The organism is Bradyrhizobium sp. GW821-FHT12B03 (genome assembly GCF_058807535.1).
On the sequence record NZ_JBXAQU010000022.1, the window covers coordinates 1 to 15,157 of the forward strand.

General features: G+C 64.9%; 18 protein-coding genes. 11 read left to right on the forward strand and 7 right to left on the reverse strand.

Going from position 1 to position 15,157, the window contains the following annotated elements:
* Window positions 1–276: 276 nt before the first annotated feature.
* The 3 genes from AC1RUR_RS31615 (at window position 277) to AC1RUR_RS31625 (ending at window position 3,241) form a co-directional block, all read left to right on the forward strand.
* Window positions 277–1,941 carry an acetolactate synthase large subunit gene (locus AC1RUR_RS31615; RefSeq protein ID WP_492851365.1) on the forward strand — a complete coding sequence of 555 codons (1,665 nt, stop codon included), beginning with the start codon at window positions 277–279 and terminating at the stop codon, window positions 1,939–1,941.
* 255 nt (window positions 1,942–2,196) lie between these two features.
* Window positions 2,197–2,544 (forward strand): Lin0512 family protein, encoded by a 348-nt coding sequence (locus AC1RUR_RS31620; RefSeq protein WP_492851367.1) that lies wholly within the window; start codon window positions 2,197–2,199, stop codon window positions 2,542–2,544.
* Between the two features lie 4 nt (window positions 2,545–2,548).
* Window positions 2,549–3,241, forward strand: coding sequence for a GNAT family N-acetyltransferase (locus AC1RUR_RS31625; protein WP_492851369.1), 693 nt, complete (start codon window positions 2,549–2,551; stop codon window positions 3,239–3,241).
* A 31-nt stretch (window positions 3,242–3,272) separates the two neighbouring features.
* On the opposite strand, the gene AC1RUR_RS31630 is transcribed toward AC1RUR_RS31625, so the two are convergent.
* The gene (locus AC1RUR_RS31630; RefSeq protein ID WP_492851371.1) at window positions 3,273–3,818 is read right to left on the reverse strand and encodes a hypothetical protein; all 546 of its coding nucleotides are present in this window, start codon (window positions 3,816–3,818) and stop codon (window positions 3,273–3,275) included.
* A 300-nt stretch (window positions 3,819–4,118) separates the two neighbouring features.
* On the opposite strand from AC1RUR_RS31630, the gene AC1RUR_RS31635 reads away from it, so the two are divergent.
* The 4 genes from AC1RUR_RS31635 (at window position 4,119) to AC1RUR_RS31650 (ending at window position 6,435) form a co-directional block, all read left to right on the forward strand.
* Entirely contained in the window at window positions 4,119–5,261 is a 1,143-nt protein-coding gene (locus AC1RUR_RS31635) for a serine hydrolase domain-containing protein (protein ID WP_492851656.1), read from the forward strand.
* Window positions 5,262–5,356: 95 nt separating this feature from the next.
* Complete coding sequence (locus AC1RUR_RS31640) at window positions 5,357–5,566, forward strand: YgaP family membrane protein (RefSeq protein WP_492851373.1); 210 nt, start codon at window positions 5,357–5,359, stop codon at window positions 5,564–5,566.
* 11 nt (window positions 5,567–5,577) lie between these two features.
* Window positions 5,578–6,084, forward strand: a complete 507-nt coding sequence (locus AC1RUR_RS31645; RefSeq protein WP_492851658.1) for an RNA polymerase sigma factor — start codon at window positions 5,578–5,580, stop codon at window positions 6,082–6,084.
* A gap of 3 nt (window positions 6,085–6,087) precedes the next feature.
* Window positions 6,088–6,435 (forward strand): carboxymuconolactone decarboxylase family protein, encoded by a 348-nt coding sequence (locus tag AC1RUR_RS31650; RefSeq protein ID WP_492851375.1) that lies wholly within the window; start codon window positions 6,088–6,090, stop codon window positions 6,433–6,435.
* 42 nt (window positions 6,436–6,477) lie between these two features.
* Here AC1RUR_RS31650 and AC1RUR_RS31655 read toward each other — a convergent pair whose 3' ends face one another.
* Together AC1RUR_RS31655 and AC1RUR_RS31660 are read right to left on the reverse strand one after the other, a co-directional pair.
* Window positions 6,478–7,818 carry an RtcB family protein gene (locus tag AC1RUR_RS31655; protein WP_492851377.1) on the reverse strand — a complete coding sequence of 447 codons (1,341 nt, stop codon included), beginning with the start codon at window positions 7,816–7,818 and terminating at the stop codon, window positions 6,478–6,480.
* Window positions 7,819–7,935: 117 nt separating this feature from the next.
* Window positions 7,936–9,261 carry a TROVE domain-containing protein gene (locus tag AC1RUR_RS31660; RefSeq protein WP_492851379.1) on the reverse strand — a complete coding sequence of 442 codons (1,326 nt, stop codon included), beginning with the start codon at window positions 9,259–9,261 and terminating at the stop codon, window positions 7,936–7,938.
* 27 nt (window positions 9,262–9,288) lie between these two features.
* Here AC1RUR_RS31660 and AC1RUR_RS31665 point away from each other — a divergent pair, with 27 nt between their 5' ends.
* The 3 genes from AC1RUR_RS31665 to AC1RUR_RS31675 all read left to right on the forward strand — a co-directional run bounded on the left by AC1RUR_RS31665 (window position 9,289) and on the right by AC1RUR_RS31675 (window position 11,879).
* A complete protein-coding gene (locus AC1RUR_RS31665; RefSeq protein ID WP_492851381.1) occupies window positions 9,289–9,795 on the forward strand; it encodes a hypothetical protein in 507 nt (168 codons plus the stop codon).
* A gap of 650 nt (window positions 9,796–10,445) precedes the next feature.
* On the forward strand, window positions 10,446–11,111 hold the full coding sequence (locus tag AC1RUR_RS31670) for a DUF429 domain-containing protein (protein WP_492851660.1): 666 nt from the start codon (window positions 10,446–10,448) through the stop codon (window positions 11,109–11,111).
* 63 nt (window positions 11,112–11,174) lie between these two features.
* A complete protein-coding gene (locus tag AC1RUR_RS31675) occupies window positions 11,175–11,879 on the forward strand; it encodes a glutathione S-transferase family protein (protein WP_492851383.1) in 705 nt (234 codons plus the stop codon).
* A gap of 2 nt (window positions 11,880–11,881) precedes the next feature.
* On the opposite strand, the gene AC1RUR_RS31680 is transcribed toward AC1RUR_RS31675, so the two are convergent.
* The 3 genes from AC1RUR_RS31680 to AC1RUR_RS31690 all read right to left on the reverse strand — a co-directional run bounded on the left by AC1RUR_RS31680 (window position 11,882) and on the right by AC1RUR_RS31690 (window position 13,889).
* Window positions 11,882–12,664 carry a sulfite exporter TauE/SafE family protein gene (locus AC1RUR_RS31680; protein ID WP_492851385.1) on the reverse strand — a complete coding sequence of 261 codons (783 nt, stop codon included), beginning with the start codon at window positions 12,662–12,664 and terminating at the stop codon, window positions 11,882–11,884.
* 3 nt (window positions 12,665–12,667) lie between these two features.
* Window positions 12,668–13,300 carry a TetR/AcrR family transcriptional regulator gene (locus AC1RUR_RS31685; RefSeq protein ID WP_492851387.1) on the reverse strand — a complete coding sequence of 211 codons (633 nt, stop codon included), beginning with the start codon at window positions 13,298–13,300 and terminating at the stop codon, window positions 12,668–12,670.
* Between the two features lie 217 nt (window positions 13,301–13,517).
* A complete protein-coding gene (locus tag AC1RUR_RS31690; RefSeq protein ID WP_492851389.1) occupies window positions 13,518–13,889 on the reverse strand; it encodes a tRNA-binding protein in 372 nt (123 codons plus the stop codon).
* Window positions 13,890–13,992: 103 nt separating this feature from the next.
* On the opposite strand from AC1RUR_RS31690, the gene AC1RUR_RS31695 reads away from it, so the two are divergent.
* Entirely contained in the window at window positions 13,993–14,346 is a 354-nt protein-coding gene (locus AC1RUR_RS31695) for an ArsC family reductase (RefSeq protein ID WP_492851391.1), read from the forward strand.
* 24 nt (window positions 14,347–14,370) lie between these two features.
* Here AC1RUR_RS31695 and AC1RUR_RS31700 read toward each other — a convergent pair whose 3' ends face one another.
* Window positions 14,371–15,051 (reverse strand): hypothetical protein, encoded by a 681-nt coding sequence (locus tag AC1RUR_RS31700; protein ID WP_492851662.1) that lies wholly within the window; start codon window positions 15,049–15,051, stop codon window positions 14,371–14,373.
* Between the last annotated feature and the right edge of the window lie 106 nt (window positions 15,052–15,157).

Genomic DNA, 15,157 nt, shown 5'->3' on the forward strand with positions numbered 1-15,157 from the left:
CGGCGGAAACTCTCGACCAATTGCTACGAGTGAGCGATACACAGGGTGTTGCGACGAGCCGTTGAATCCGCCCAGTATCCAGAGACAGCAGTGAGTTGACCGAGAGGCCGCGGCGTACTGGATGCCCCGGTCAAGCCGGGGCATGACAGTGGAGTACGTAGGACGCACTGCGCATCACAGACCGCGCCGCTTTGTGAGTTGTGCCCGCGCCTCAGACCGCTACCATGCGCCCGCTCCCATGGAACACGGGAGACAGCACAGCGACCGGGAGGCGACATGAGCGGGCAGGAACGCAAGGTGAAGGGATCGGACCTGTTCGTCGCAGCGCTGGAGAACGAAGGCGTCGACCGCATTTTTGGCGTGCCCGGCGAGGAAAACCTCGATCTCGTCGAATCGTTGCGCACGTCCAGGATCGAGCTGATCCTGACCCGTCACGAGCAGGCTGCCGCCTTCATGGCTGCCACGCATGGCCGGCTGACCGGCAAGCCCGGCGTTTGTCTCTCGACGCTCGGCCCCGGCGCGCTCAACCTGTCCACCGGTGCGGCCTATGCGCATCTCGGCGCGATGCCGATGATCCTGATCACCGGCCAGAAGCCGATCATGAGCAGCCGGCAGGCGCGTTTCCAGATCGTGGACGTGGTCGCGACCATGAAGCCGCTGACAAAGCTGTCACGGCAGATCATCAGCGCTTCCAGCATCCCGACCGTGGTGCGCGACGCCTTTCGCGTGGCGATGGAAGAGCGGCCGGGGCCGGTGCATCTCGAGCTGCCCGAGGACATCGCGGGTGATGAGGTGCCCGCGGTCCCTGTCATCCCGGTCCACCCGATCGAGATTCCGGTCGCCCACCGCGCCGCGCTCGACCGCGCCGCCGAGATGATCCTCGCCGCAAGGCATCCGCTGGTGATGATGGGCGCCGCAACCAGCCGGCCGCGCTCGACCCACGGCATCGCGAGCTTCGTGCGGCGAACCGGCATTCCGTTTTTCACGACGCAAATGGGCAAGGGCACCGTGCCCGGCGGCACCAATCTCTACATGGGCACCGCGGCACTGTCCGAGCGCGACTATGTCCATGATGCGATCGACGCCGCTGACCTGATCATCGCGATCGGTCACGACCCGATCGAGAAGCCGCCCTTCATCATGGGGCCGTCGGGGCCGAAAGTGATTCACGTCAGCTATACGTCAGCCAGCGTGGAGCAGGTCTATTTCCCGGATGCCGAGGTGATCGGCGATGTCGGCCCGAGCCTGGAACTGCTGGCGGATCGCCTCGAAGGCAAGCTGCCCCAGGCCGCCGCGCTGCTGCCGTTGCGGGAAGAGATCCTCAATCATATCGCCGACCGCGCCACCGAAGCGCGCTGGCCGCCGACGCCGCAGCGGATCGTGCACGACATCCGCCAGGTGATCCCCGAGAACGGCATCGTCGCGCTCGACAACGGCATGTACAAGATCTGGTTCGCGCGCAACTACCGCACCCGCGTCGCCAACACCCTGCTGCTCGACAATGCGCTCGCGACCATGGGCGCCGGCCTGCCGTCGGCGATGATGGCGGCGATGCTCTTTCCCGATCGCCGCGTGCTCGCGGTCGCCGGCGACGGCGGCTTCATGATGAACAGCCAGGAGATGGAGACCGCCGTTCGCCTCAAGCTCAATCTCGTCGTGCTGGTGCTCGAGGACAACGCCTACGGCATGATCCGCTGGAAGCAGGCGGTCGATCATTTCGCCGACTATGGCATGACCTTCGGCAATCCCGATTTTGTCCTTTACGCGAAGGCGTACGGTGCCAAGGGCCATCGCATCGCGAGCATCGACAGCTTTGGCCCGACGTTGGACGCCGCGCTCAAGGAGGGCGGCGTGCATCTGGTCGTGATCCCGATCGACTATTCGGAGAATGTGCGGGTGCTGGTCGACGAGCTGCGGGCGCATGAGAAGGCGAAGGCGTGAGAACTGCGCTCTCGTGCCCCGGACGCAGCGCAGCGCCTCTTTGGCGGTGCGCTGCAGAGCCGGGGCCCATGCATCAGCGAACTGTGCAGCGTTCTGGGTCTCGGCTCGGCGCGGCAACGCCAACAGCGCGTTCACGCGCGTCTTCGATACGCGATGCGTTGCAGCGCGTCCGGGACACGAGAGAAACAACCACACTTGTGTCATGGTCGCCGATCTCCGACACTCCAATCACTCAACCAACCACAGGATTATGAAATGACTCGCGTTCGCTGTATCACCGAGATGGGCATGGGCGTCGACGTTCACGGCAGGGACGCCACCAAAGCGGCGAAGCGGGCAGTGTCTGATGCCATCCGGCATTCGAGCCTTGGCTTCTTCCGGATGATCGACAAGACCGCGAACGACATGTTCGTCGATGTCACGATCGGCGTTCCCAACCCTGAGGCCGTGGACAAGGAAGCCGTCGCGAAGGAGCTGCCTTACGGAACCGTGACGGTGACTGCGGTCAAGGGCGGGCTGGAGATTCCCTCGGCCACGGAAGCGGCCAACGATCCCATCCTCATCGCCAATGCCGCCGTCATCGTCAGTTTCGACAAGGACTAGGCCGGTGTCTGACAGTGATGAGCGGCTGCTGGATCGTCCGATCTGGAGTGCACTGACGACGAGCCAGAAGCATCTGGCAGAGGGTGGGCCGCGGGCGCTGCGCTATCCCGTGGACATGACGCCGTTTGCCGACATGGTCGACATGTCCGAGGCGAGCTTTGCTGCGCTCCGTGATCTCCTGTCGGGCTCGCAGGTTGCCGCCCTGTTCACGCCGGAGCCGGTCGATATTCCCGCCGGCTTCAAGGTGGTGCTCGCCGAGACCGGCGAGCAGATGATCGGCTCGCCGGCCGACAGTTCGCTGCGCGACGCCGAGATCGTCACGCTGGGGGCCGCCGACGTTCCGGCCATGATGGCGCTGACGGAGCTGACGAAGCCCGGTCCATTCGCGCTGCGGACCCATGAGCTCGGTACATTCCTCGGCATCCGCGCCGGCGGCGAACTGGTCGCGATGACGGGCGAGCGGATGAAGCCGGGAAGGTTCGTCGAGATGACGGCCGTCTGCGTGCATCCCGACTATCGTGGGCGCGGCTATGCACAGGCGTTGCTCGCGGCGGTCGCGCGCCGGATCGAGGCGCGCGGCGACATTCCGTTCCTGCACGTGTTTTCCAGCAATGCGTCCGCCATCGCCCTCTATCAGCGGCAGGGCATGCGCATCCGTCGCCGCCTGCACGTGACCGCGCTGATGAAGCAGGAATGACGGCCCGGTGGCGCGCACCGGGCCGCTGCGATCAGGTCTTGTAGTCGACCAGCAGCGCGCTCGACGTGGAGGAATTGTTGCTGCCGCTGGCGCTGTAGGAGGTCGACTGGCTGGTCGCGCTCTGAAGCATCGCGAGCAACTCCTTCATCATCTCCTCGGTGCTGGCGGAGGACGAGCTGGACGAGGAGGTGGAGGAGGTCGAGGCGGTGCTCGACGAGTCGCCGCTGTCGTCCGGCGGCGGAGGCGGGCCGCCGGCGCCACCGGCCCCGCCGGAGAAGGTGTTGGCAAACACGTTCTTCAGCTCGCTGGCCTGATCGCTGGTCAGCTTGCCGCTCGAGACCTCGCTCTCGATGAGGTCGTCGATCTTGGATTGCATTTCGTCGGGCGAGGGCGGCGACGAAGAGCTGGAGCTGGATGCGCCGCTCTTGAGTGCGGAATCGATGTCGTCGAGCGCGGAGGAGAGAGCCGATTCGTCGCTCGAGCTGATGGTGCCCGCCGAGACTTCCTTGGTGAGCTCGCTCTTAAGGAGGTCGAGTGGGGAGTACGAACTGGTGGAGGTTGCCGAGATCGAGGTCATTGCCGGTTACCCATGATGAGGTTGAAAGTACGCTGAACATGGGTGTGAGGCTAAGGGTCGCGCGCTTAACGAGGTCTTGCCGCAAGGATTGCAGCGGTTTTCGTTGTGTTGCTCGCGCCCCGATGAACACGCCGCGAAACAAAAATGCCGATGTGGCCTGCGCGGATCCGGCCCTGGAAGGGTGGGCTTCCCCGCGGCCGATTTGTCGCTATATCCATCGCAACCAATTCAGGGAGGCAGCACTTCATGGACGCCAAGGCAGACATCAGGACGACCGATTTTTCCGCCGTACGGACGGCGATGCAGCGCTACGTCGATCAGGAGATCATCCCCGGGGCATCCTGGGCGGTGCTGCGCGGCCGCGAGGTCGTCGACCAGCAATGCGTCGGGTTTGCCGACCGCGAAGCGAAAACCGAGCTCCGGCCCGACCACATCTTTCGCGCGTTCTCCAACACCAAGATCTTCGTGACCTGCGCGATCATGCTGCTGATGGAAGAGGGCCGCATCGGGCTCGATGAGGCCGTCGAGAAATTCCTGCCGCAGCTCGGCAATCGCAAGGTGCTGAAGCAGGGTGCGACGAGCTTGGCCGATGTCGGGCCGGCGAAGGGCTCGATCACGATCCGCCAGCTGCTGACCCACACCTCCGGCCTCAGCTACGGCATCTTCGATCCCGGCTCGGTGCTGTTCAAAGGCTATAACGGGGCGGGCGTGCTCAATCCGCTGACGCTGCTGGCCGACATGATCGACAAGCTGGCCGATCTGCCGCTGTCCTATCATCCCGGCGGCGGCTGGGAATATTCGGTGGCGACCGACGTGCTCGGCCGCGTCGTCGAGGTCGTCTCGGGCAAATCCCTCGATGCCTTCCTCAAGGTGCGGATCTTCGATCCGCTCGGCATGACCGACACCGGCTTTTACGTGCCCGAAGCGCAGCAGGGCAGGCTGGTCGCGCTCTACACCGGCGCCGACGTGCTCGATCCGATGAAGCCTGGCCTGACGCGCGCCGACCATCTGCCTTATCCGCAGGCCTATCGGCGGCCATTGCCGCGGCTGTCGGGCGGCGGCGGTCTGGTCTCGACCCTGCCGGACATGCTCGCGCTGGTGCGCGCGCTTGTGCCGGGATCGGACGCGCTGCTGAAGCCGCAGACGCTGCGGCAGATGATGACGAACCAGCTGCCTGCAGGGCAGACCATCCGCTTCGCCAATCTCGGGCCGATGCCCGGCAAGGGTTTTGGTCTCGGCGGCGCCGTCACCTTCGCGCCGACGCCGTTCGATCCGCCGAATTCCACCGGCGAATTCCAGTGGGGCGGGCTCGCCGGCACCCATTGGTGGATCTGCCCCGAGGCGAATACGTCAGGCGTTCTGATGGCCCAGCGCTACATGGGCTTCTGGAATCCCTTCTTCTTCGAGTTCAAGCGCCTGGCCTACCAGGCGGTCGGAGGCTGATCGCAAAAAAATTGCAGGCCTCCGCGAATCCTTTTCGCCCGTCGCGCCCTCCCTATCGTCGAGGCATTCTGCCTTGGCTCGTGTCGGAGGATGTGATGGGATTTTACAGGAAGAACATCGGTGGCCTGCACCAGGCGGTGCGGGTGGCGCTCGGAATTGCGGCTGCGATTGCCGCGTTCGTGTATCTGTCCGGGCTTGCGGCGTGGCTGGTCGCGTTCGGCGGCGCAGGCTTCGCGCTGACCGGGCTCGTCGGCTATTGCCCGATGTGCGCGATGGCCGGGATTGGGCGAGGAGGCGTGTCGTGAGGGCGGCTGCGATGTCGCCAAACCTGTTCGAAGCGGCGCGGCTCGGCGATCCCGAGGCGATCGCCTCGCTGCTCGCGACGGCGCAGCCGGACATCCGCCGCTACGCGCGTGCCACCTGCCGCAGCTCGGCGGATGCCGAGGACGCGGCGCAGGAGGCGTTGTGGATCCTGTTCCGCCACGTCGGCACGATCCGCTCGTGGCTCGCGTTTTCGGCCTGGCTGTTCAGCGTGGTCCGCCGCGAATGCCTGCGGCTCGCGCGCAAGGCCGGGCTGATGCCGGCCATCGATGCGAGTGAAGCGGAGGCCGCACTGCTGTCGCGCCCCGAAGCCGATCTGCGGCTCGACGTGGCCGCGGCCTTCGAGGCGCTGCCACCGCATTATCGCGATGTCGCGCTGATGCGCGACGTCAAGGAAATGACGATCGACGAAATCGCCGTCGCACTCGGCGCGTCCAGGCAGACCGTGAAGGCACGCCTGCATCGCGCCCGCGCATTGATGCGCGAATATCTGACGAGATGAGACATGACCGAGTACCAAAGCCCCGAAGATCTGAAATCGGTCCCGGCCTTCGTCGCGCTGGCGCCGGTCGAGGCCAACGCGTTTCTTGCGTTCAACCACGCGGTCGAGCGCAAGGACGGCTTGATCCCGCCGAAATACCGCGAGCTGATTTCGCTCGCGGTCGCGCTCACCACGCAATGCGCCTACTGCCTCGACGTGCACACGGCGCAGGCGGCGAAAGCCGGCGCGACGCGCGAGGAAGTGGCGGAAGCCGCGTTGATCGCGGCAGCCGTACGCGCCGGCGGCACGCTCGGCCATGCGCTGCTGGCGCAACGCCTGTTCGAGCAAAACCGAAACAAGGGAGAGACATAGATGATGCAGGCGGGAGGCATCACCTCCCGCCCGCTGTTTGCGTCAGTCCTTCCACGGATCGAATTCGCCTTCGCCGGCCATGGCGACGGCGAACGGCCGCAGCGTGTGCAACACCCGCACGGTGCCGGCGTGCTGCGCCAGCACATCCGGCAGGCGGCGATAGGCCATCGGGCTCTCGTCGAGGTCGGCACCGATCAAGGTGACGCCGCGCTCGTTGAGCCAGCGGTCCATCTCAGCGCGCGAGAAGCGCCGCTTCGCCTCCTTGCGTCCGAACAGGCGGCCGGCGCCGTGCACGGTCGAGTACAGCGAAGCCTTGGCTTGCTGACTGTCGACGCCTTCGAGAATGACGGCGTCGTCGCCCATCGAGCCGCCGACGAATCCCTTCTGGCCGGGAAACGCCGGCGTCGCGCCCTTGCGCACCACCCACAAATCACGCCCGTCGTGGGTCTCACGCCAGGCATAGTTGTGATGGTTGTGCACGCTCTCGGTCACGCTGCCGCCGATGATCTGGCGGACGCGTTCGACGACCCATTCGCGGCCCGCATAGGCGTAACGACCGGCGAGCTGCATCGCGGCGATGTAACGGCGGCCGAGCTCGGAGTCCTCGTCGACCACGGCGGGCGGGACGTTCATGCCGTCCTTGCCGCCGGCGGCCTTGAGGTAGCGCGTCGCGGAGGTGTGTCCGAGACCGCGGCTTCCGAAGTGGACGCCGATCCAGACAAAGCCTTCCTCGTCGCGCATGAGGTCGACATAGTGGTTGCCCGACCCGACCGTGCCGAGCTGGCTCACCGCCTTCTGACGGTAGGCCTCCATGTCGCTCTCGCGCCAGGCATCGCCGTCGTCGAACAGGTCGTGCTCGGCCCGTTCCGCGTTGGCGCGTCCAACGCCGAACGAGATCACCTTGGCGACGTCGCGGATGATTGTCGGCACGAGGCCTGCGATGTCGTCGAAGCGCGTGTCGAGCCGCGCGGCCATGTTGCCGCAGCCGATGTCGAAGCCGACGCCGGAGATGCTGATTTGCTTCTCATAGGCGATGACCCCGCCGACCGGCTGGGCGTAACCGAGATGGCCGTCGGCGCAGATCACGCCGGACACGACGTTGCCGACCGCCATGCAGTTGCGCATCTGCGCGATGGTCGCCTCCTCGTGCGGGCCGAGAACCTTCAGCGGCGCATTCCGGAAGCGGGCCTCCTGCGGACGAAGCTCGGCGATCGCGCTCGCAGTCGCATCGGCCTCGCGGGCGAGATGCTCCTTGCGCGCGGCGTCCTTGTACAGGCACCAGGCCGGCTGGCCGCGTCCTTCGCCGACGCGCGAGTCGGGATCGACGCCGGCGGCGAGGCAGAGCTCGCGGGCGCGTTCCATGTAGGGATCGGATCGTCGCATGGTCATGTGTCCTGCTTCACATCCTACGCGTACCATAGTCGGCCTGCGTGGATCATTTCAGAGATTGCGGAAGCCCCGGGCGCGATGTCTCGCGTCCGGGGCCGTCGTCGTTGCGCATCAGTTCAGCGCCGTCTCCGACGCCGCGATCCACGCGACCACGGCCTCAGAGAAGCCGTTGACGCGGGTCCAGGCGCCGTGGCCGACACCGTGCTGATACGAGGCCACGTTCACCATCGTGCCACGCGCCCTGGGCTCTGGCACCGGGTCGTGGCTCTGTTCGTCGGTGAAGACGATGAGGCGATCGCCCTTGCGGTCGATCTCCGTCACGGCCTTGCCGAGCCAGGTCCCGCTGTGAGCCTGCGAGTTGATGATCGCATCTCGAAGCGCGAAGCCGCGGCGGGGAGGGACCTTCACCACCTTGTCGGAGAAGGTGAAGATCTCGACCTCGTCGCAGATCTCGCGTGCGAGGATGGCCAGGCCACACGCCGCCTCCGCGCGGGTCATTTCCGACTGCGCGGAGAGGGTTGCGAACATCGAGCCCGACACGTCGATCAGGAGCCGGGTGCGGCCGGGGAGCCGCACATGGTCCTTGACCGACTTGAGCATCGCAGTCTCGAGCTCGGGCTCGAAGTCCGGCGCATAGCGCGCCGCCGTGATGAAGCGGTACGGCAGGATACGATCCGTCCGCATCGCCTCGATCGCGCCTGCGATGGTCTCGCGCGGCACCCCTGCGGTCTGCATCAGCCGCAGATTGCGCAGCAGCGCCAGGCCGCCGAGCTTGCGCTCGGCGATCAGCCGCTCGAAGGTCTCGCGCTTGCTCTTGCCGGCCGAGAGCGACACCTCCCAGGTGTCGGGGGAGGCGAGCTCGCCATCGACGAGCTGCTTCCACACCTTGGCCTGCTCGGCGTCCTTCGGCTTGGCGTGCACCAGGAACAGCACGTCCCTGATCCGCACCGCGCCGTCGCGGTCCCACTTGGCGAGCTGATAGGCGTCGAACTTGGTCAGCGCGCGGGCAAGACCCTTCTTGACCTGCGCCGAGACCGGCTGACGCTTGCGCTGCTGCATCGGCCCGAGCGCATCCGCCCAGTAGATCGCGAGCAGTTCCGTCATCTCGTCGGGACGCTGGATCACCTGGAAGAGCGTGTCGGCAACGAGCACGCGATGCTTCTCGCTCCGCGCCATCTCGCGGATGACGAGCAGCGGCGCGTGCCGCAGCTTCATCACCTCGCGCGCCTCGATCGCAAGCTGCGCGACGCGCTCCGGCGCGACCTTGGGCACCAGCGCCTTGATGCGGTCGGCGATTGCGACGCCGTCCTCGTAGAACTGGTCCTCCCACAGGAGGCAGTTCATCAGCGCCCGCTTCAGCTCCATCTCGGGCGTGAAGCGAATTGCGCGCGCGCCCTGACGCGTGAAGGCGCGAACGATCTTGTTGAGCCTGACCATGTTGGCCTCCTCTCATGTGATGGTGGAATGGAAACGGGTGCCGGGGAACAAGCGAGGCTGATCGTGCTCTACCAACTGAGCTACGGACGGACGTCCGGGAGGGCTCGAACCTCCGACAGCGAAGTAACAGCGCTCTTCACCACCGGCGGTGGGAATGCAAGGGTCACGATCCGGGAACGGGCGAATGCTGAGATCCGGCAAGCGGGCCTGCCGGAAAGCGCTCTGGCCATTAAGCTACCGGTGCATTGTACACCGGGCGGGATTCGAACCCGCATCTCTCGCGTGATAGGCGAAGTAACAGCAGTCTTCACCACGGACCGTGATGGGGTTGGCGGGGAACAAGCGATGCTGTTGCTGCCCTTTCGGGCGATCCGCCTTTCGGCGCGCAGGGTTCGAACCTGCTCGGCGCTTTCGCGCTTTTACCACGAAGTAACAGACATCTTCACCACCGCCAGGCCGATGCTGTCGCATCGGCCTTTGATGGGTACGCTGGGGAACGCGCGATATCGGCTTTCAGTGACGACAACGCAGTAGCCATCCTTGAGAACGGATCCTGCGCCGGGCCGCATGCGAACCTTTTCCGAGGCCGCATCCCGGTGCGTGTGTCAAAGGCGGGAGGCATACCCGCTCTGCCGTGGAGGAAGTATCCGAGATCTTCACCACCAGCGTCGGTTGAGCCGCGATCATCACGGCAAACCAATCTACAAAAATTCTATCGCGGCGCTGTCGACGCGCCGCATGTTGCGAACCGTCGGGGTTCGCTCTGCCATCGGTGTCCGGCTCATCGCCTCGTTCCCTCCGGCAGGCCCCGCGCACTTGGGCACGCGCCTCTCGAGCGCGAGCCCCGGGATCCGGGTCTCCCGTTCCGGCTGATGCCGGGGTGTTCGAACGGGCCGCGCGGCGGGCAACAAAAAACCCTCCGGAGCGGCAGGCTCGGGAGGGTCCGTGAGAAGCGGACGGTCGATCTTGCGGTCAGGCAAGATCGCTCCCATGAGCCGGGCATGCGACGTCGAATAGCTCTGGGCTATTCGGCATGCGGACAATTCTTTCGTAGCGGTATGACATCGCTCGGTTCCTGGTGCTTGTTGCGAACGGAAGTGCTCGCGAGGCCGCGGGAAATACGCCTGCAACTTGCGGATGTCAAGCGACGCAAGTGGGAAAATTGAAAATGACGGATGCGTGACGTGCCAAACTATCTCGGCCTCGACGGGTTTCGTTTCGGCTGGGTCGCAGCCTGGATCGACGAGCGCGGCGACCATGGCTTCGATTATTCACCCGGCCTCACACGTTTGCTTGCGATGCCGCATGCACGCGCGATGATCGACATGCCGATCGGATTGGAGAAGAGCGGCTATCGCACTTGCGACCTGCGTGCGCGTGAATTGGTCGGCCCTGCGGTATTTCTCGGCGCACGTCGCGACCTCTGGACGTTTGCCGATATGGCGGCCGCCAATCGCTACTACTGGAAGCACGAGGGCAAGGGCAGGGGCGTGTCGGCGCAACTCTGGAACATCAGGGACAAGATCAGGGAGGTCGACGAGATCATGACGCCGGCGCGGCAAGCGACGATCGGCGAAGCGCATCCGGAATTGATCTTCTGGAATCTTGCTGGCCGCATGCGGCTCGAACCGAAGACGTCGCCGCGAGGCCGCGAGCAGCGTGTTGAGCTGCTGAGAGACCGGGGCTTCACCAAGATCGAAAGATGGCTGACGCAGCGTCACGGCACCGGCATTGCACGCGACGATCTCATCGACGCCTGTGCCTGTGCGGTCGCGGCACGCGACAGCACGCAGCGCGTGGGCGATGGCGAGACCGATCCGCGCGGATTGCGAATGGAGATCAACTATTGAGCCTTGCGTCATACGGCTCCTCGCCTAGATTAGATTCGCCTCAACAGCAGCTCGAAGGTTCCGATGTCCGATCTCTCCGTCTTTCCCATCACCAGGCGCTGGCCGGCCAAGCATCCTGAACTGCTCCAGCTCTATTCCTTGCCGACGCCGAACGGCGTCAAGGTTTCGATCATGCTGGAGGAGATCGGACTGCCTTACGAAGTCCATCTCGTCGATTTCGGCAAGGACGACCAGAAGACATCAGAGTTTCTGTCGCTCAATCCGAACGGCAAGATTCCGGCGATCCTCGATCCCAACGGCCCCGGTGGCAGGCCGCTGCCGCTGTTCGAGTCCGGGGCGATCCTGCAATATCTCGCGGAGAAGACCGGCAAGCTGCTGCCGCAGGATGCGGCGCGTCGCATCCAGACCATCCAGTGGGTGCATTTCCAGATGGGCGGCATCGGGCCGATGTTCGGCCAGGTCGGCTTCTTCCACAAATTCGCCGGCAAGGACTTCGAGGACAAGCGTCCGCTCGAGCGCTATGTGGGCGAGTCCAAGCGCCTGCTCGGCGTGATGGAGATGCATCTCGCCGGCCGGCAGTGGTTCATGGACGAGGACTACACCATCGCCGATATCTCGATGCTTGGCTGGGTACGCAATCTCATCGGCTTCTACGGCGCCGGCGATCTCGTCGAGTTCACCCAGTTCAAATCGGTCGGTGCATGGCTCGAACGCGGCCTCGCGCGCCCCGCCGTGCAGCGGGGGCTGAATATTCCGAAGCGGCCGTAAAGTCAGGTCAGCGCTTTATGCGTCATGTAGAGCGCCATCAACGAGACGAGGGCGATCATGGCCCGGCGCAACACCGATTTGCTGACGCCGTTGGCCATGCGGGCGCCGAGATCGGTGCCGATCCAGAGGCCGGCAACGATGCCGATGATGGCCGGCCAGCCGACCATCAGGCCTTTGCTCCAGTAGATCCAGGCCGCCGGGATGTTGGTCGGGATCACCGAGAAAATGAGGCTGACGAGCTGCGCCTGATGCTGCGGCACGCGCAGGCCCGCGGCGAGGCCGACGGTGATCGCGAGCCCACCGCCGATGCCCATGAAGCCGGAGGAAAAGCCCGCCAGCGCACCGATCAGGAACAGAGGAAGCCAGGGCAGATCATCTCGGTCGCCATCCTCGGTGCTTCCGTCCTTGCGCTCGCGGCGCAGGATCAGGAGCGCGATCAGCGCGAGGAGGTAGACGACATAGGTCCATTGCAGGGCCGAGTCGGAGACCGCTGCCGCCGCGTAGCCTCCACCGGCGCCGCCGATGAGAAATCCGATGGCGATCCAGACGATCCACCGCAAGGGACTGCGATTGCCGCTCTGCCAGTAGCGGCGCACGCCGGCAAGGCCTGTCGGCGGGACCTGCGCGATCAGCGACGTGCCCTGGGCGACGTGCTGCTCCGCTCCGAGCAGCAGGACGCAGAAGATGACGAGGCCGCCGCCCGGGCTCGTGCCCATGAAGCCCGATGTCACGCCGCCGACAAGGCCGACGCCGATGCCTGCAAACAGATCGTGGATCGCAGACATGGCTCAAGCCCTGGTTCGTCGCTTGACGTCCGGCTTCGTCGTGCGGAATCCTTCGATCACGCTGGCGACCGTGGCCATGCAGGCCTCGACGTCAAAATCCTCGCCCCAGCATTTTTGCAGCACGAAGCCCTGGAAGATCGCGATCAGCGTGCGCGCGACGGCGTCGGCGCCGAGGTCGCGCTTGATGAGGCCATCGTGCTGGGCACGTTCGACCAGCGCCACGATCAGGGCACGTGGCATGTCGATGCCCTCGACGACGCTGGTGCGGACGCGGCGGTTGCGCAGCGCCTCGGCCCAGCCATGAATGCCGACGCGCCGCCGCGCTTCGCCGGCGGGGTCGGTGAGCCATTGCGCGTAGACGCGGGGCAGCGCGTGCAGTCCTTCAATCGGATCGCCCGATCCCTGTGCAACCGAGTTGAGCACGGCCTCGCGACGATGCCGGTCGTCGGCGAGCGCCTCGATCAGGTCATCCTTGCTCTGGAAGTAGAGATAGACCGCACCGTGGCTCAAGCCCGAGCGCTTCACGATGTCGGCCATGCCGGTCTGGTGAAAACCGTTCTCGGCGAAGCAGGCGAGGGCAGCCTCGAGGATCTGCTGCCGCCGGCCTTCGCGCTGCTTGTCGCTGATCTTGGGCATCTTGGCCGTCCATAAATAACTGACCAGTCGATCGTTTTAGCCAATGCATCGAGAATGGCCAAAATACTGCTGGTCGTAATAAAAAACGAACGTTCAGTCATTTTAAATCGCGGGCAGATTTTGGTCAAGCCCTGATAGCGCCGGGCCGACGCACGGGAGGAGTAGACGGCTGCGAGCCGCCCACAGAGGCGGCGGCTCGGCGCCCGATCGTGTGCCGCTAGAACAGCCGGCCGCCGTTCGGCACCGGTTTGCTCGGTTGCACCAGCACGACCTTGCCGTCGGCATCGGGAAAGCCGAGCGTCAGCACTTCCGACACGACCGGTCCGATCTGGCGCGGCGGAAAGTTGACGACGGCGGCGACCTGTTGCCCAACCAGCGTCTCGAGCGGATGGTTTTCGGTGATCTGTGCCGAGCTCTTGCGGACCCCGATCGCTGGTCCGAAGTCGATCCACAGTCGCCAGGCCGGCTTGCGTGCCTCCGGGAATGGCTTGGCGTCGACGATGGTCCCGACGCGGACATCGACCGCGAGGAAGGCGTTGAAGTCGATCGTCGGCGAGGCGGCCGCGGCGGGATCGTGAGTGACATGCATGATGTGTCCGTTCGGAGAGCTGGCTTGGTTCGCGATATTGTCGCGCGAACCGGAGTTTCGTACAACGCCGCAGCCGAAGCACCACGCATGCGCGAGGAACGTCTTGCCCAACATCATCTACGGCATCAAGAACTGCGACACCATGAAGAAGGCCCGTGCCTGGCTCGACGGCCACGGCGTCGCCTACGAGTTTCACGACTACAAGGCGGCGGGCGTCGAGAAGGACAAGCTCAAGCAGTGGAGCTACAAGGTCGGCTGGGAGACGCTGCTCAATCGTGCCGGCACGACCTTCAAGAAGCTGCCCGATGCCGACAAGGAGGGCCTGACCGAGAAGAAGGCGCTGGCGTTGATGCTAGCGCAACCATCTATGATCAAGCGTCCGGTGCTGGAAGTCGGCGGCAAGCTGCTGGTCGGCTTCAAGCCGGACATCTACGCCAAGGAAGTCAGGACGAAGTAAGCCGGCGCCACATCGCGCTGATCGCTAGTTCAACTCGATGACCTCGCTGGCGACGCCGGGATCGGACTGGTCCGCGAACTCGACCACGTCGGCGGCCGCGATGCGGCCAGGGGCGCGATGAAAGAGGTCACGGTCGATCACGGCGCGCACTTTCAAGCGCGGCGGCGCGTCATTTCCGCGCATCAGATTCTTGATCTCGAAGCCGCCATCCTCGCAGAAAGTCTTGAGCGAGGCGATGACGTGACAGACCTTGCCGCCGGTCAGGAACGGCAGCAGCAGGCGCTCGTAGGCGACGACGCGCCCATAGATGTCGTCGACATCGGCAACGCTGTAGACCGGAAGTCCGCGCGCGACGCATTCATAATAGATAGGCATCACGGAAGGCACGAGCCGCGGCCCGATATATTCATCCAGCGGAACGCCCTTGCCGGTGTGTCCATAGGCGCGCGAAATGCGTGTGCCTTCGCTCTGGATGATCAGGCGCGGGGTCGGCGTCGAATTGTCCACCGTATAATAGATGAGATCGGACAGCTCTTCCTCGAGCCGCGCGGGCTGGTACTCCCAGATCGCCGGCGCGATATGCTGGCGCGCATAAAGTCGCAGCCACGTGTTCAGGAGATCACGCTGCCGGATCGACTTGACGACGGAGGGAGCGGCGCTTGCAAAATCCAAGACAATATTCCCGGCACCTGGAAACCCGCGCATGATGCCCGCTGCGGGAAAATTTTCTATGAAGGCTGGCGCGCGGGACGAAAGACCGTTAACGACGGCTTGATGACCGGTGCCTTCGCGAACCGGGAGGCCGGGCAGG

Coding starts and splice junctions, on each gene's coding strand:
- AC1RUR_RS31620 (WP_492851367.1), top strand. CDS start 2,197: ATGACTCGCGTTCGCTGTATCACCGAGATGGGCATGGGCGTCGACGTT.
- AC1RUR_RS31700 (WP_492851662.1), bottom strand. CDS start 15,051: ATGCGCGGGTTTCCAGGTGCCGGGAATATTGTCTTGGATTTTGCAAGC.
- AC1RUR_RS31690 (WP_492851389.1), bottom strand. CDS start 13,889: ATGCATGTCACTCACGATCCCGCCGCGGCCGCCTCGCCGACGATCGAC.
- AC1RUR_RS31685 (WP_492851387.1), bottom strand. CDS start 13,300: ATGCCCAAGATCAGCGACAAGCAGCGCGAAGGCCGGCGGCAGCAGATC.
- AC1RUR_RS31680 (WP_492851385.1), bottom strand. CDS start 12,664: ATGTCTGCGATCCACGATCTGTTTGCAGGCATCGGCGTCGGCCTTGTC.
- AC1RUR_RS31630 (WP_492851371.1), bottom strand. CDS start 3,818: ATGACCTCGATCTCGGCAACCTCCACCAGTTCGTACTCCCCACTCGAC.
- AC1RUR_RS31665 (WP_492851381.1), top strand. CDS start 9,289: ATGGAAACGGGTGCCGGGGAACAAGCGAGGCTGATCGTGCTCTACCAA.
- AC1RUR_RS31645 (WP_492851658.1), top strand. CDS start 5,578: ATGTCGCCAAACCTGTTCGAAGCGGCGCGGCTCGGCGATCCCGAGGCG.
- AC1RUR_RS31615 (WP_492851365.1), top strand. CDS start 277: ATGAGCGGGCAGGAACGCAAGGTGAAGGGATCGGACCTGTTCGTCGCA.
- AC1RUR_RS31675 (WP_492851383.1), top strand. CDS start 11,175: ATGTCCGATCTCTCCGTCTTTCCCATCACCAGGCGCTGGCCGGCCAAG.
- AC1RUR_RS31655 (WP_492851377.1), bottom strand. CDS start 7,818: ATGCGACGATCCGATCCCTACATGGAACGCGCCCGCGAGCTCTGCCTC.
- AC1RUR_RS31660 (WP_492851379.1), bottom strand. CDS start 9,261: ATGGTCAGGCTCAACAAGATCGTTCGCGCCTTCACGCGTCAGGGCGCG.
- AC1RUR_RS31635 (WP_492851656.1), top strand. CDS start 4,119: ATGCAGCGCTACGTCGATCAGGAGATCATCCCCGGGGCATCCTGGGCG.
- AC1RUR_RS31640 (WP_492851373.1), top strand. CDS start 5,357: ATGGGATTTTACAGGAAGAACATCGGTGGCCTGCACCAGGCGGTGCGG.
- AC1RUR_RS31650 (WP_492851375.1), top strand. CDS start 6,088: ATGACCGAGTACCAAAGCCCCGAAGATCTGAAATCGGTCCCGGCCTTC.